This is a genomic window from Pseudomonas sp. PA-7-1E, from assembly GCF_021605325.1.
GTDB lineage: Bacteria > Pseudomonadota > Gammaproteobacteria > Pseudomonadales > Pseudomonadaceae > Aquipseudomonas > Aquipseudomonas fluorescens_BV.
In genome coordinates, this window is sequence record NZ_WKFA01000033.1 from 1 (window position 1) to 14,055 (window position 14,055).

Below are 14,055 nucleotides of genomic sequence, written 5' to 3' on the forward strand. Positions count from 1 at the left end.
GCTGGCATTGACCACCAGTAGATGGGGAACGCCAGCACCAGCGCGTCGGCGCGGTCTATGCGGGCCTGTTCGGCCTGCACGTCGGCTGGCGGCGTCGCCCGAGTACGGTGCACCCGATGGTCGGCGACGGTGTAGCGTGGATCGAACCCTTCAGCGGCAAGGTCGGCTATTTCAAAGGTGTGGCCAGAGGCGCTCAAGCCCGCGCCCACCTCGGCGGCCACACTGTGGGTGAGGGATTGCGGGTCGTGATGAGCAACTACGATCAGTGCGTGCATGACTTTGACTCCATTTCGGATTAATCTACTTTTAGTAAGTTACGTCGAATAAGTTACTTTTGGTATATAAGCATGTCAAGCAGTGAATCCCCTGCCCCACGTCGTCGTTTGTCCCGTGAAGATCGCCTGCGCCAGTTACTCGACGTGGCCTGGCAATTAGTGCGTGACGAAGGCACCGACGCCCTGACTCTGGGCCGCCTGGCCGAGCTGGCGGGCGTCACCAAACCAGTGGTTTACGACCACTTCGCTACACGCGCAGGGTTGCTGGCCGCGCTGTATGCAGACTTCGACGCGCGCCAGGACCAGGTATTTGCCGATGCCATCGCCACCAGCAAGGCGACCCTTGAGGACCGCGCGTGGGTTATCGCGTCGTCGTATGTCGATTGTGTGTTGTTGCAAGGTCGGGAAATACCCGGGGTGATTGCCGCCTTGAGCGGTTCGCCGGAGTTGGAAGCATCCAAGCGCGAATACGAGGCGATCTTTCTCGATAAATGCCGAGACGCGCTGTCGCCCTTCACCCACGGCGGCAGCATCTCTCAGGCCGGGTTGCGCGCCATGCTCGGCGCGGCGGAAGCCCTGTCCCATGCGGCGGCCAATGGCGAGATCAGCCGCGAGGAAGCTCAGCAGGAGCTGCTGGAGACTATCCTCGCGATGGTCATGCGCGTCAGGCCGTAGGCAGACGGCCCTGGACGAACAGTTGCGCCTTGCGCGTCAACTGGTCCAGGTGCCGATCACGCTGTTTCTCTGCGTCGACCATGGCGCGCTTGCCGTGTTTTTGCAGCAGGTAGGTGTGGATCTGCCGCACTTCCAGCGAGCTGTAGATTGAGGCCACATCCAACACGCCCATCAACCCATCGGTGCCGTAGTTGCGGGTGTTCATCACGACCTGGGGGCCACGCGCACCGCGTACCTGGAAACCCATGGCTTCGAACACCGCAACCTTCTCTACCGCACAGGCCAGTTCGGCGTGGGGATAACGCGCCAACACTTCGTCCATCATGCTGCGTGCCACACCCTGGCGACGAAAGCCCGCCTGCACCGCCATAAACGCGATGCCACACGCGTGCGGATCATCCTTCACCGGCAGATACAGGCAAAAACCCACCACCGTCTCGTCTTCCATCGCCACGACCAACTCGACGGCGATGCCCTTTTCGCCATTCAACGCCTCAAGGTACAGGTGCACCTCAAACCCGATGGCGTACTGGTAGATGTTGTAGAGCAGATTGCTCGGTGCCAGCGCTACGCTGCTGATATCGGTGAGGTTGTCCACCACCATCTGCAGGATCTGGCTGTTGACCGGTTCGGGGCACGGCGTGGTGTAGCGGGTAAGACTGAACATGCAAATTCCTGGGGTTTCGCGTCAAGGCAGCGGCGATTGTACCTGTTGCGCGCCGATCATGGCCCGCACACCTCGCGCAAACATGCGCGCAGCCAGCGATGGGCCAGGTCGGCGTCCTGCCGCGGGTGCCACAGCATCGCCACGGTAAATGGCGGCAATGTCACCGGCAGCTCAAAGCAGTACAAGCCTCGAGGCGGCACTGTGATATAGCGCTCAGGCACGCTGGCGATCAGGTCGGTATCACGCGCCAGGGCGATGGCCGTGTTGAAACCGGCGACCACGATGCCGACCTGCCGAACCAGACCTTGCGCCTCAAGGGCCTCGTCGATCTGGCCACGGTCCTGCCCACGCCGCGACACGTAGACATGTTGTCCCTGGGCGAAACGCGCTGCGCTAAGAGGGCCGCGGCTCAGAGCATGGCCCTCGCGCACCACGCCCACCAGGCGGTCACGGAACAGCGCCTGGGTCAGCACCTCCGGGCTGGCGCCGGCATCGACCACACCGGTTTCCAGGTCGACGACACCGTCGCGCAGCAACGTACTGTGCTTGTCGCTCTTGTGCACGAAACGCAATCGCACCCCTGGGGCGTCCTGGGCGATACGCGCCAGCAAGGCGGGGCCGAAGCGTTCGACGAACTCCTCGCTAGTGCGCAGGGTGAAGGTGCGCACCACCTCACCCAAGTCCAGGGTGTTTGCCGGGCGCAATACCGCATGGGCGTCCTGCACCAATTGGCTGACCTGTTCACGCAATTGCAACGCCCGGGGCGTCGGTACCAGGCCGCGCCCGGCACGTACCAGCAGCGGATCGCCAGTGGCTGCACGCAAACGCGCCAGGGCCCGGCTCATGGCCGAAGGGCTCAGGCGCAGGCGCTGGGCGGCGCGAGCGACGCTGCCTTCGGCAAGCAACACGTCCAGGGTGATGAGTAAATTGAGGTCGGGCATGGGGTCTCCTTATCAGGCGTTGGATGCAGCTATAACCTGCAACCCCTGCGTCTTCCGCCATCTTAGGCGACGCCGTAGATTTGCGACAGGTGCATTCACTCAAGGAAACGCGCATGCAAACCTCCACACGCGGCGGCCTGGTGGCCTTGTCGCTGTCCATGTTGCTGGCCGCCCTGGGCACCAGCATCGCGAATGTCGGCCTGCCCAGCCTGGCGCACGCCTTCGGTGCCTCGTTTCAGGCCGTGCAGTGGGTGGTGCTCGCCTACCTGCTGGCCATCACCGCCGTGATTGTCAGCGCCGGGCGCCTGGGCGACCGTCTGGGGCGCCGGCGCTTGCTGCTGGCCGGGTTGCTGGTGTTTGCCCTGGCCTGCGCCGGGTGTGCCGCCGCGCCAACCCTGTCCTGGCTGATCGGCGCACGGGCATTCCAGGGCCTGGGCGCGGCGATCATGATGGCGATGACCCTGGGCATGGTCGGTGACACCGTCACGAAAGCGAATACCGGCCGAGTCATGGGCCTGCTCGGCACTATGTCGGCACTCGGCACGGCCATGGGGCCGAGTGTCGGCGGAGTATTGCTCAGCCTGTGGAGCTGGCGCGCACTGTTTCTGATCGGCCTGCCCTTGGCGGGTGTGGCTGCCGCCCTCGCCTACCGTTATTTGCCGGCGGATGCTAACGCCCGCGAAGCTTCGCCAGGCGATACACTCTGGGCGCCCCTGCGCGATGCGCCGTTGCGCGCCGGCCTGGTCATGAGCGTTCTGGTGTCGGCGGTGATCATGGCCACGTTTGTGGTGGGCCCGTTCTACCTGTCCCGTGGCCTGGGCCTCGATCCCGCCTGGATGGGCTTGGCCATGGCCGTCGGGCCAACGGTCGCGGCGGTTACCGGTGTACCGGCGGGTTACCTGACCGATCACCTCGGCAACCAACGCCTGACCCTCGTGGGGCTGAGCGTGATGCTGTGCGGGGCCCTGTTGCTGTCGCAGGCGTCCGGGCTTGGTGTTTATCTCGCGGCGCTGATCGTGTTGACAGCCGGCTACAGCCTGTTCCAGGCGGCCAACAACACGGCGGTAATGAGCGATATACAGGCGACACGCCGAGGCACAGTGTCCGGCCTGCTGAATCTGTCGCGCAACCTGGGCCTGATTTTCGGCGCCTCAGCCCTCGGCGCGGTGTTCGCCCGCGCCACCCCGGATGTCAGCCATGCCGCGCCCCAGGCGGTGGCAGCCGGCCTGCACGCGACCTTCGCCATGGCGGTAGGTTTGATACTGCTGGCCATTTTGGTGAAGGTCTTGGTCTGGCGCGATCAGGGCGCGAAACACTCGGCATTCAAGAACTGAGCAAAAAAGTTCGGACCAACGGGTGCATGGATGCACCTGGATCGCGCATCATGGGCACTTTCAAGCTCAAGGGTAACGTCCATGCGCGTTCTGTCATTGATGATGGGTCTTGCGACGCTGGCCGCCACTACGGTGTTCTGCGCCAGCGCGATGGCGAATGAAGAAAGTCAGTTAGTCCAACAGATCAACCAATACCGCAGCCAGGTGCAACGCTGCGGTGACCAGGGTTCCCAGGAGCTGCCGCCGCTGACCAGCGATACACGGCTGGTGTTGCCGGCCTCCAATGTCGGCGATTTGCAGCAGTCGCTGGCGCGGGCTGCGTACCCGATGGTGAACGTGCAGGCCATCAGTCTGTCCGGTCCCAAGGATGCCGAGGCTGCGATGAAAGCGGTGCGCGAGAGCTTTTGCCGCGTAGTGCTCGATCCGCAATTTGTCGACATCGGGGTCAGCAACAGCGGCCAGGACTGGCGCATCGTGCTGGCTCGCCCATTGGTGACCAGCGGCCTGGGCGATTGGCAGACCGAAGGCAGAAAACTGCTCGACCTGATCAACACCGCCCGTGCCGAGCCGCGCCAGTGTGGCACCCAGGCGTTCACCGCCACGGCGCCCCTGTCGTGGAACGACACCCTGGCCGGCGCAGCCAACAGCCATACCCGCAACATGGCCAACGGCAATTTCTTCGACCACCTGGACCCCGACGGCCGTACGCCCGGCGACCGCGCCGAGTTGGCGGGGTATATCGCGAAGAATATTGGTGAAAACATCGCCGCCGGCCTCGACACGCCGCGCAAGGTCGTAGACGGTTGGCTCGCCAGCCCCGGCCACTGCGCCAACCTGATGAACCCGCAATTTCGCGAATTGGGTGCCGCCTACGCCATGGACCCCAAGAGTGACGCGGGCATCTATTGGACGGGCTTATTCGGCACGCAATAAGGTTGAGCGCCGGCCCAACCCGGCCAATAATGACGGCGTGCAAATAGACAATGAAATCAAAGTGCTATCAGGGAGATAATTGCGCTGAACTGAATGCGGTCATTCCGGTCTGTTGCTAGTCGGCCTGACTCTTCAAAGCTAAACAATACGTAGCAAGCAAGGTGTGAACCCCATGATGAATTGGCTGCAAGGCAGCAGCGAAATGGCAGAGCGGGTTCGTCAGCACGATTGGGCCAATACGCCCCTGGGGCCACTTGAACACTGGCCCGATGTGTTGAAGACAACCGTTGCGCTGTGCTTCGCGTCGAGTTTCCCCCAGGCCATCGTCTGGGGGCCTCAGTTGATTACTCTCTACAACGACGCGTTCACGCCGATCCTGGGTAGCAAACCCGACGCCTTGGGCCGCCCGTTCAACGAGATCTGGCACGAGGTGTGGGACGATATCAGCCCTATCGCCGACGCCGCGTTCGATGGGCACGCCACCTATATCGAAAACTTCCCGCTGTTGATCCAACGCAACGAAGCGCCGGAACAAGCCTATTTCACCTTTTGCTACAGCCCGATTCGCAATGCCCAAGGCGTGGTGGTCGGTTTGCTCGACACGGTGACCGAAACAACCGCCACGGTATTCCTCGCCCGTCGCCTGGCAGTGCTGGACGCCATCGGCAACAGCGTGGTCAATGCTACCGACGCCGAAACCATCCTGACGTCTACGACTCGCCTGCTGGCCGAACATCTGCAGGTGTCCATCTGTGCCTACGCCGACATGGACGAGGATGAAGATGGCTTTACCATTCGGGGCGACTGGTCGGCGCATGGCTCGCCGAGCATCATCGGGCATTACAGCCTCGCGGCGTTCGGGGAATGCGCGGTCAACTGCCTGCGTGCCGGCGAGCCACTGGTGATACGCAATAATCTGATCGAGTTGCCGCCCCATGACGCCGCGAGCTTCCAGGCACTGGGGGTGACAGCCACTATTTGCATGCCGTTGATCAAAGACGGGCGGCTTACGGCGCTGATGGCCGTGCACGACAAACTGCCGCGCTTTTGGTCTTCCTATGACATGGCGCTGGTGGGCGAAGTCACCGAGCGTTCCTGGGCGCATATCGAGCGCGTACGCGCCGATGCCGCCGTGCGCGAGGGCCTGGCCGCCTATACAGAACTCAATGCCAGCCTGGAACAGCGCGTGAATGAGCGTACCCATGCACTGGCCGAGGCCGAAGCCGCACTGCGCCAGTCACAGAAGCTGGAGGCCATCGGCCAATTGACCGGCGGCGTCGCCCATGACTTCAACAACCTGCTGACCATTATTCGCTCGTCGGTGGACTTCCTGCGCCAGCCGGGCCTGTCCGAGGAGCGTCGGCAACGCTACATGTGCGCGGTGTCCGACACCGTAGAGCGGGCCAGCAAACTCACCAGCCAACTGCTCGCCTTTGCCCGTCGCCAACCGTTGAACCCGCAGGTGTTCGATGTCGGCCAGCGCGTGCAGAATATCGGCGAGATGCTCGAGAGCGTTACCGGTGCCCGCATTCATGTGCAGGTTAAATTGCCCGATCAGCCCTGCTATGCGCGCATCGACCCCAGCCAGTTCGAAACCGCACTGATCAACATCGCCCTCAACGCCCGCGATGCGATGGAAGGCCAGGGTACCCTGACCCTCAAGGTCACAGGGCAGCAAGCGCTGCCACGGATTCGCGGGGATGCCGAGTCGTGTATGCCCTACATCGCCATCTCCCTGGCTGACACCGGCAGCGGGATTCCCAGCGACACCTTCGAACGCATCTTCGAGCGGTTCTTCACCACCAAGGCCGTGGGCAAAGGCACGGGCCTTGGCCTGTCGCAGGTATTCGGCTTCGCCAAGCAGTCAGGCGGCAATATCGATGTGGCCAGCACCCTCGGCCAGGGCACGGTGTTTACCTTGTATCTGCCGCAAGTCGAAGGCGAAGCGGCGCCGGATCAAGACACCCGTGCAGATCTGCCAGGGCCGCTAGAGGCGGCTCATCAGCATGTGCTGATCGTCGAGGACAACCTCGAGGTGGGACGCTTCGCCAGCCAGATCCTCAAGGACCTCGGTTACCAGACCACCTGGGCGACCAATGCCGAACAGGCGCTGAACCTCGCTGGCAATGACGTTCAGGGGTTCGACGCGATTTTCTCCGACGTGGTGATGCCCGGCATGACCGGCGTGGCCATGGCCAGGTTGCTGCGCCAGCGCCGCCCCGACCTGCCCGTGGTACTCGTCTCTGGCTACAGTGAGGAACTGGCAGACAGCGGCTACGAAGGCTTTGAGTTCCTCGCCAAGCCCTACTCCGCCGACCAAGTTGCGCGGGTGCTGGCAAAGGCGATGTGCAAGGATCAGTCGACGACCGCTACCTGATTGCGACCCGATGCCTTGGCCTGGTACAGGGCCTTGTCGGCGCTGTTCATCAAGGCGTTCAAATCCAGAGGCTGAGTGCAGGTCGATGCTACGCCCAGGCTTGCGCTCACCCCTTGTACCGGGTCGGCGGGCAAATCATGAATCGTCTGGATCAACTCCTCGGCGATGCTGCGTGCGGTCTCCAACGAGGTATTGGGCAGCAATACCGCAAACTCTTCACCCCCCAGGCGACCGTAGATATCGGTCTGGCGAAAGGACGCACTGATCACCGCGCCAATCTGGCGCAACACCTGGTCGCCGGCCTGGTGGCCGTAGGTGTCATTAATGGCTTTGAAATGGTCCATGTCCATCATCAATGCACACAGCGGCTGCTGCTCGCGAAGGCACTGGGCATACAGCAATTGGGCCTGTTCATAGAACGCCCGGCGGTTCATCAGCCCGGTTAACTCATCGGTCTGGGCGGCACGGGTGGAAATATGATGAGCGCGCTCCATTTGCCTCGTCAGACGGAAGGCTTTTTCCAGGGCATCGGACAGCTTGCGCGTCGCACCGACCACAAACGAAGCAAACACCAGCACCGCCAGCGCCACGCCAACCTGCATCGGCGAAGGCTGAAACAGCATCCATACCGTACAGGGAAGCAACACCAGCGCCATCGAGCCCAGCGTCATGTAGCGATAGGCTGAATAACAGGACACCGCGCTGACCGACATGCCCACGGTAAACAGCATCACCAGCACCTGGGACAAGCGGTCATCGACCGGCATCACTGCCAGCGCCCCGCCGCCCCAGATACCCGCCGACAGCATCAGCGTGACCCAGTAGTGGCGCTCCCAACGTGCGGGTGTGCGCCCCGCGTCAGGGCAGCGAAACCATTGCACAAACAGATGCAGGCGCACCAATGACGAGCCCGCCAGCAGTACCAACCACACCAGGATGACCTGCTGATCGAATCGATCCCAGCACAGCCAGCAGAGCATGACGGCGCCCAGGTAGCTGCCGAAGATCGCCGAGAATGATTGACGAAAGAGCTGGTGCAAACGGTCGGTTCGCACCTGCTCTTCGATGGAGTGACCCTGATCTTGCCCGAGGCTATGCATGGGGTTGGCCTGTTTGACCGGCGACGACAAAGGCGCCATTGTGGCACCTTGCCAGCAAGCCGAACAGCGGCATACGCTGCGCTAGAGCGTTTCAGGCTCTTGAGGTCGCAAAATGAGCACGCCCAGGGGCGGCAGGTTCAACGACAGCGACACCGGTTGCCCATGGCGCGGCTCATCCTGGGTAAACACGGCCCCGCCATTCCCGTAGTTGGAGCCCGCGTAGGTATCGGCATCACTGTTGATCACCTCACTCCACCGCCCGCCAAACGGCACACCGACTGCGTAGCCTTCACGGGGCACCGGGGTGAAGTTGGCAACCACCAACACCGGCTTGCCATCCTTGCTCCAGCGCAGCCAGGCGTAGACGCTATTGATCGCGTCATCACCGATCAGCCATTGGAAGCCCTGGGGCGCATCGTCCTGTTCGTGCAGCGCCGGCTCTTCGCGGTACAGGCGGTTCAAATCGCCTACCAGCTTCTGCACCCCACGGTGCTCGGGGTACTGCAGCAAATACCAATCCAGTTGCTGATCGTGGTTCCACTCGCGCCATTGGCCAAATTCGCAGCCCATGAACAGCAACTTCTTGCCGGGGTGCATCCACATGAAACTGAGGTAGGCGCGCAGGTTGGCAAATTTCTGCCAGCGGTCGCCGGGCATCTTGTCGATCAGCGAGTGCTTGCCGTGCACCACCTCATCATGGGAAATCGGCAGGATAAAGCGCTCCGACCAGGCGTACACCAGCCCGAAACTCAGCTCGTTGTGATGATGGGCGCGATACACCGGGTCTTGCTGGATGTAATGCAGGGAGTCGTGCATCCAGCCCATGTTCCATTTGTAATTGAACCCCAGGCCACCCTGTTGGGTAGGCTGGCTGACGCCAGGCCAGGCCGTGGACTCTTCGGCAATCACCAAGGCGCCCGGGGCTTCAAGGGCAACCACGTCGTTCAGGTGCCGCAAGAAGTCGATGGCTTCCAGGTTCTCGCGACCGCCATGGCGGTTGGGCACCCATTCACCGGCCTTGCGCGAATAATCGCGATACAGCATGGAGGCCACTGCGTCCACGCGCAGGCCATCGACGTGGAAATGCTTGAGCCAGTGCAAGGCCGACGCGAGCATGAAACCGTGGACCTCGGTGCGGCCCAGGTTGTAGATCAGCGTGTCCCAGTCCTGGTGAAAGCCTTCCAGGGGGTTGGCGTATTCGTACAGAGCGGTACCGTCAAATTGCGCCAGGCCGTGGGTATCGGTGGGGAAATGCGCGGGTACCCAATCAAGGATCACGCCGATATCGGCCTGATGGCAGGCATTGACGAACCAGGCAAAGTCTTCCGGCGAGCCAAAGCGAGCACTGGGGGCAAACTGGGATAACGCCTGATAGCCCCAGGAGCCACCAAAGGGGTGTTCCATGATCGGCATCAGCTCGATATGAGTGAAGCCCAATTGTTGAACGTAAGGAATCAGCCGCTCAGCCAGTTCGCGCCAGCCATATTGACGGGCAACTTCACCGGCCTCGTCCAGCTCGCACTGCCAGGACCCCACATGCAGCTCGTAGATCGACAACGGCGCAGTGGTTTTCTGCTTGTCTCCCCGCGATTGCATCCACTCATGGTCCTGCCAATCCACTTGCAAAGGTGCGGCGACCTTCGAGGCGGTGTCCGGCGGCAGTTGGGTGGCCAACGCCACAGGGTCGGCCTTGAGCGGCAAAATGCCGTGGGCACCGAGAATTTCATACTTGTAGGCCGCGCCCGGCTGCAAGCGTGGGATGAAGATTTCCCACACGCCCGATGGATGGCGCAGGCGCATCGGGTGGCGGCGCCCGTCCCAGATATTGAAGTCGCCCACCACCGAAACCCGCCGTGCGTTCGGCGCCCAGACGGCAAAGCGCACGCCTTGCACGCCGTCGACGCTGACCACCTGAGCCCCCAGGCAGTTGCCCAGGTCACGGTGATTGCCTTCGGCAAACAGGTACAGGTCCATTTCCCCCAGCAGCAATTGGCTGAAGCTGTAGGGATCTTCGGTGATCTGCTCACCGCCGGCCCACTGGATTTTCAGCAGGTAGGGCTGGCGAGTGCTGAAGTGCCCAATAAACAGGCCTGGCACCTGGGTGGCATCGAGGCTGCCAAACGGCTCACCTGTGTCACGCGCCAGTACCTGGACACTCAGGGCCTCGGGCAGGAACGCACGGATAAACTGGCCGCCCTGCTCGTCATCATGGGGCCCCAGGATCGAAAAAGGATCGGGGTGCTCGGCGCGCACCAGCGCATCGACGTCCTTGGACGCCGGCATTGCAGTCAACTTGGGCTGCAGCGGTTCTCTCTGTGTAAAACTCATGACGTCTCCCCACCGCGTACAGGTTTAGATATAGGTGTCAGCCCGCTCAGCAAGCCGTGCAGCCCTTGCAGGGGCACCGGCAGCCAGGTCGGGCGGTTTTCTGCTTCGTAGGCCACTTCGTACGCGGCCTTTTCCAGGCTGAACAAGGTCAGCGCTGCGTCTTGGCCGTTGGCATCCTGCCAGTCATGCGCCAGTGTAGACGCAGCGGCCTGGTAAGCCTGGGTAAATGCTACGCGGGCTTCATTCAGGTAGCGGTCGGTCACGCGTTTACGCGCAGCGTTCGCTTCTGGCGTGTGATCCACCCCCTGCACATTCAGCGCCATCGCCGCGGCATAATCGAAGGAACGCAGCACACCGCTCACATCTTTATAAGGGCTGTGTTTGCCGCGCCGCTCATGCAGCGGTCGCGCCGGTTCGCCCTCGAAGTCGATCAAGTAGGCATCGCCCTTGACCACCAATACCTGGCCCAGGTGCAAGTCACCGTGGACGCGAATGCGCAACCCGCCCACCGTGGCTTTGGCCAACGCCTGAACATGCGCCGCGATGGCTTTTTTCTGCGCCAGTAATTCACTGACCAACGCCTGGTCGGCGGGGTTCAACTGGCTTTGATTAAGCTTGAGCAACTGCAAGGCGCGGTCGATCTGGGCGCCGACATCCTGGGCCCAGGCTTGGGTGTCTTTGGCTGTGGTGGGTTCGGGTTTGAAAGCCTTGTCGGCGGTTGGCGCACCCAACACCAGGTGCATTTCACCCAGGCGCTGACCGAGCAAACCGGCAAAATCCGCCAGTTCGCCGAGGGCGTTGTAATGCTGTTCCTGTTCAGAGATCGCGTCGGCCAGCTCATCGCGGATCGCCCGCTCCAGGTTGTTCTGGGTCCAGCTCCAGGCATCGCCCTGATTGCTCAGGTAACCCTGGGCAATCATCAGCAGGTTGTCCTGCCCCTGCCCGTCGCGGCGGCTCATAAAGCCCAACAGCGGCGAGATATTCGGGTAGCCGGCGGCGGTCAGGTAGGCACTCATTTCCAGCTCCGGGTGCACACCGGCGCTGACTTTACGAATCAGCTTGAGCACCAGGCTGTCACCGACCACCACCGAGCTGTTGGACTGCTCGGCAGACAAATAACGCACCGGCGATTCACGGGTCAGTTGCAGTGCAGCCAAGTGCTCAGTCGCCTCGAACCGCAGATCGCCGTCAGGGGTATTGAGCACGGTGCCGGCCTGCATGGCCTGGATCACCTCAAGGATAAAATGCTCAAGGCTGAAGGCATCGGTCACCAAACCTACCTGGCGGGTGCGTCGTACTCGGGCCAACGCCAATTGCTGGGGCAAGGCGCTGGTGAACTGGTCTTCGCCAAGGAAGCCCAAGGGCAGTTGGTAGCGGCTGACCTGGCCAGCACTGGTCACTTCGATCTCGCTGAGCAACACCGGATGCTGCGGGTCGCCAAAACGCACGCCATAAGCGATGTGCACCGTGTCGATTGCCGTATCTTTGCCGGCAAACCAGCGACGCTTGGGCAGCCAGGCGGGCAGTGAAGTCTGTTCCAGGCTGGTGCGGCAAGGTTCTTCCAGTAACTCTTCCATGCGTTTTTTCAGTACCAAAGTGGTGAAGTCGGGCATGCTTTGCGCCGGTTCCACATGCCAGCTGGGCATCTGGTTTTCCGCTGCCAGCACGAACCAATAGAAACCATAGGGCGCCAGGGTCAGCAGGAAATTCAGCTGGCCGATCGGCGGGAAGGCATTACCGCCGAGCATCTCTACCGGCACCATGCCGGCAAAGGCCGACAGGTCCAGCTCCGCCGCCTGGGCGCTGCGCGACACATTGGCTACGCACAGGATGATCTCGGTGTGGCCGTCTTCGCCGGTGTATTCACGGGTGTAAGCCAGGATGCGCCTGTTAGTCGGCGAGAGCATCTTCAGGCTGCCACGGCCAAACGCCTTGGACTGCTTGCGCACTGCGAGCATGCGCCGGGTCCAGTTGAGCAATGAGTGCGGGTCCTGGGCTTGGGTCTCGACGTTGACCGACTGGTAACCGTATTGCGGGTCCATGATCGGCGGCAACACCAGGCTGGCCGGGTCGGCACGGGAAAACCCGCCATTGCGGTCGATGGACCATTGCATGGGCGTGCGCACGCCGTCACGGTCGCCCAGGTAGATGTTGTCGCCCATGCCGATTTCATCGCCGTAGTACAGGGTCGGCGTGCCCGGCATCGACAGCAACAGGCTGTTGAGCAATTCCACCCGCCGACGATCCCGCTCCACCAGCGGCGCCAGGCGTCGCCGAATACCCAGGTTGATACGGGCGCGGCGGTCTGCGGCGTAGTAGTTCCACAGGTAGTCGCGCTCTTTGTCGGTGACCATTTCCAGGGTCAGCTCATCATGGTTGCGCAGGAAAATTGCCCACTGGCAGTTGGCGGGAATCTCCGGGGTCTGGCGCAGAATGTCCGTGATGGGGAAGCGATCTTCCTGGGCCAACGCCATGTACATGCGCGGCATCAGTGGAAAGTGGAACGCCATGTGGCATTCATCGCCGTCATCACCCTTTCTGTCGCCAAAGTACAGCTGCGTGTCTTCGGGCCACTGGTTGGCTTCGGCCAGCAGCATGCGGTCGGGGTAATGGGCGTCGATCTCGGCGCGGATCTGCTTGAGGACGTCGTGGGTTTCCGCCAGGTTTTCGTTGTTGGTGCCGTCCCGTTCGATCAGGTAGGGAATGGCGTCCAGGCGCAGGCCGTCGATGCCCAGGTCGAGCCAATAGCGCATCACCGACAGCACCGCTTTCATGACCTGCGGGTTATCAAAGTTGAGGTCGGGTTGGTGCGAGTAAAAGCGGTGCCAGAAGTACTGGCCGGCCACCGGGTCCCAGGTCCAGTTGGACTTTTCGGTGTCGAGGAAAATAATGCGTGTGCCGTCGTATTTCTGGTCATCATCCGACCACACGTAGAAGTCCCGTGCGGCCGAGCCTGGCTTGGCCTTGCGCGCGCGCTGGAACCAGGGGTGCTGGTCGGAGGTGTGGTTGATCACCAGTTCAGTGATCACGCGCAACCCGCGTTGGTGGGCTTGGGCAATAAAGCGCTTGGCGTCGGCCATCGTCCCGTAGTCGCTGTGCACGCCGCGGTATTCGGCAATGTCGTAGCCGTCATCACGCCGGGGAGACGGGTAGAACGGCAGCAGCCAGATGGTGTTCACGCCGAGGTCGGCGATGTAGTCGAGCTTGGCGATCAGCCCGGCAAAGTCACCAATGCCGTCGTTGTTGGAGTCGAAATAGGATTTGACGTGAACCTGGTAGATCACTGCGTCTTTGTACCAGAGCGGGTCTTTGATAAAGGTGGCTGCCTTGGGTTTCTTGGCCATTGCAAACTCCTGAAAATACAAAGTTCTCGAGGATCGTTCCCACGCTCCGCGTAGGAACGCAGCCCCGGACGCTCCGCGTCC

At 62.0% G+C, this 14,055-nt stretch carries 10 protein-coding genes; 4 read left to right on the forward strand and 6 right to left on the reverse strand.

The features are described from left to right. Positions 1-275 (reverse strand): NAD(P)H-dependent oxidoreductase (locus GIW79_RS19365; RefSeq protein ID WP_236477402.1); only part of this gene is annotated, 275 nt, incomplete at its 3' end. A 72-nt stretch (positions 276-347) separates the two neighbouring features. On the opposite strand from GIW79_RS19365, the gene GIW79_RS19370 reads away from it, so the two are divergent. Further along, on the forward strand, positions 348-950 hold the full coding sequence (locus GIW79_RS19370) for a TetR/AcrR family transcriptional regulator (protein ID WP_054898697.1): 603 nt from the start codon (positions 348-350) through the stop codon (positions 948-950). Here the strand turns inward: GIW79_RS19370 and GIW79_RS19375 are convergent. Both GIW79_RS19375 and GIW79_RS19380 read right to left on the reverse strand, forming a co-directional pair. After that, positions 940-1,617: a GNAT family N-acetyltransferase gene (locus tag GIW79_RS19375; protein ID WP_054898698.1), complete on the reverse strand. Its 678-nt coding sequence runs from the start codon at positions 1,615-1,617 to the stop codon at positions 940-942. The two genes, GIW79_RS19370 and GIW79_RS19375, sit on opposite strands and share 11 nt — an antisense overlap. A 56-nt stretch (positions 1,618-1,673) precedes the next feature. Beyond that, positions 1,674-2,558, reverse strand: coding sequence for a LysR family transcriptional regulator (locus GIW79_RS19380; protein ID WP_054898699.1), 885 nt, complete (start codon positions 2,556-2,558; stop codon positions 1,674-1,676). Positions 2,559-2,671: 113 nt separating this feature from the next. Here GIW79_RS19380 and GIW79_RS19385 point away from each other — a divergent pair, with 113 nt between their 5' ends. The 3 genes from GIW79_RS19385 to GIW79_RS19395 all read left to right on the forward strand — a co-directional run bounded on the left by GIW79_RS19385 (position 2,672) and on the right by GIW79_RS19395 (position 7,202). After that, positions 2,672-3,892, forward strand: coding sequence for an MFS transporter (locus GIW79_RS19385; protein ID WP_236455839.1), 1,221 nt, complete (start codon positions 2,672-2,674; stop codon positions 3,890-3,892). A gap of 81 nt (positions 3,893-3,973) precedes the next feature. Continuing rightward, on the forward strand, positions 3,974-4,825 hold the full coding sequence (locus GIW79_RS19390; protein ID WP_054921410.1) for a CAP domain-containing protein: 852 nt from the start codon (positions 3,974-3,976) through the stop codon (positions 4,823-4,825). Between the two features lie 172 nt (positions 4,826-4,997). Continuing rightward, a complete protein-coding gene (locus tag GIW79_RS19395) occupies positions 4,998-7,202 on the forward strand; it encodes an ATP-binding protein (protein ID WP_236455837.1) in 2,205 nt (734 codons plus the stop codon). Here the strand turns inward: GIW79_RS19395 and GIW79_RS19400 are convergent. The 3 genes from GIW79_RS19400 to treS are packed head-to-tail and all read right to left on the reverse strand — an operon-like array spanning position 7,181 to position 13,974. Then, positions 7,181-8,341: a GGDEF domain-containing protein gene (locus GIW79_RS19400; RefSeq protein WP_236455827.1), complete on the reverse strand. Its 1,161-nt coding sequence runs from the start codon at positions 8,339-8,341 to the stop codon at positions 7,181-7,183. The two genes, GIW79_RS19395 and GIW79_RS19400, sit on opposite strands and share 22 nt — an antisense overlap. A gap of 42 nt (positions 8,342-8,383) precedes the next feature. Then, a complete protein-coding gene (gene glgB / locus GIW79_RS19405; RefSeq protein ID WP_057977237.1) occupies positions 8,384-10,630 on the reverse strand; it encodes a 1,4-alpha-glucan branching protein GlgB in 2,247 nt (748 codons plus the stop codon). Further along, complete coding sequence (gene treS, locus GIW79_RS19410) at positions 10,627-13,974, reverse strand: maltose alpha-D-glucosyltransferase (RefSeq protein WP_236455824.1); 3,348 nt, start codon at positions 13,972-13,974, stop codon at positions 10,627-10,629. Before treS ends, glgB begins: the two co-directional genes overlap by 4 nt. Positions 13,975-14,055 lie beyond the last annotated feature (81 nt).